Source organism: Methylotenera oryzisoli (genome assembly GCF_004661485.1).
In the GTDB taxonomy this organism is placed as follows: Bacteria; Pseudomonadota; Gammaproteobacteria; order Burkholderiales; family Methylophilaceae; genus Methylotenera; species Methylotenera oryzisoli.
In genome coordinates this window covers 1-1,799 of sequence record NZ_PQVH01000017.1, presented here as the reverse complement: position 1 = coordinate 1,799, position 1,799 = coordinate 1, and the positions used below count along the sequence as shown (strand labels likewise).

General features: G+C 39.4%; 1 pseudogene. It reads right to left on the bottom strand.

The window, feature by feature from the left end:
• Nucleotides 1-1,507: pseudogene (locus C3Y98_RS12690) on the bottom strand (methyl-accepting chemotaxis protein); the annotation flags it as partial.
• Between the last annotated feature and the right edge of the window lie 292 nt (nucleotides 1,508-1,799).

The following is a 1,799-nucleotide window of genomic DNA, read 5'->3' as shown; positions in this document are numbered from 1 at the left end:
CAGCAAGTAGCTGAGCATCTTCGTTGAGTGCTTTCAGATGTGCACGTACTTGTTCAATCGCTTCGTTGACGAATACTTTTTTGCCCGGGAATGTTTCTAATGGGGCGTCAAAGTCGCCTTCACCAAAGGCTTTAACACAGGCGAGTGCTTTTTCTGTCAGTTCTAGTTGGCCTGCAACAATGACGTTCACTGCGGTGACAAGCTCAGCGAAGCCACCTTTGAATAGATGAGCATGCAAACTCATGTCAATATTGCCTTGTGCATGTTCGTTGGTGACCCATTTAACAGAGTCTACCGCGCCTTTAAGTTTGCCTTTTAGGCGATCTAAGTTTTTGTTAATCTCTGCTTTTTTACCAGGGTATTGTTGTATCTGTACTTCAAAATCACCATCACCTAATGCACGCATCACTTGCGTGACTTCTTCTTTCTCGTGTACATGAGCTCCAACCATTGCATTTATACCAACTACTGCTCTTGCAAAGGCACCATTATATTTTTCTGTATCGATAGAAGCATCAATGTTACCGACTTCATGCTGTAGAGACATTTCGGCAATATCTTCAATGATTGCTTTTATATTAGCTCTTAGTTGTTTGATTGCTTCATTAATAAAATTTAGCTTCCCTGGTAACTCATCAAAAGGTTTATCAAAGTCACCACCCGAAAAGTCCACAATGCTTTGCGTTACTTTATGCACCAGCTTAGATTGGGCTACCAACATTGCGTTAATTTTTTCTGCCATGGCATAGTAGCTTCCATGGAGATTATCTAAATCAATCATCGCATCCAAGTTACCTTTTTCATGTTCTGCAGTCATATTTTCAATATGAGTCACAATCGTTGACATATTGGCTGACATTGTCTTGAGCACATACTTAACACTACCTTTGTCTGCATTACCAACTTCGATTACCTGATTTAAATGGCCATTTGCTAATTGCGTTGCAATTTTGACTACCTCCTCTGGGGCACCTCCAATCATGTTAGTTTCTTGGCGAAGGTTATTCGCAATAATGATTAAAAGTGTGGATTCAAATAGTACAGCTAATGCGTGTATTACTAGTAGTTGATAATTTGCACCTAATTGAAAAACATAAAATCCGGCGTTATTCGCTTGAAGGAAATTAAAACTGATATGGTGAACTGCAACAACTAGTGCTGCTGCAAAAATAGGCTTCCAGTCACGGTAGTACAGGAGAAAAGCCAATAAGATAAAAATTGAGAAGTGTGCTTCATTCATTCCACGAGTTTGTTGAATGAAAAGCGCAGAGAACACCATAAAGGCTGCCGCGAGCGCCACTCGAACAACAATTGAACCTGGCAAGACTTTAGCAAGTAGCAATGGGAACAACAACGCGGGGACACCAACAGCTAAAGCTTCATACTGTGTTCCATTTGAGAAACCAATAAAAAAACTAATCGCTAGCAAAATTACTAAAGTCCACGACATTAGTTTGTCTGCTTTAGCGGCCCAAGGGTCTATCCAGTTGTTTGTTGCAGTTGCCATTTTATTTCCAATTCATTTAAAACCATCAATCAATCTATTAACCTATGCTACATAACGAAGCGGCCCAAGCAGTTGGTTGTTTCAATACACTTAACATCACTAAACTGTAAATAAGCCAAATCATCGTCAATATCCAAGAAAAAACATGTGTATACGACTTTTCTTTTTGTGCACCAATTACTAACTTATGCAAACTCTTACCCACATTCACTTCGACTTTTCATTTATTTAATCCAAAAATAGCACTAACTTTCTAGGTGAAATACACTTACCGCGTTCATCAATTCATCGG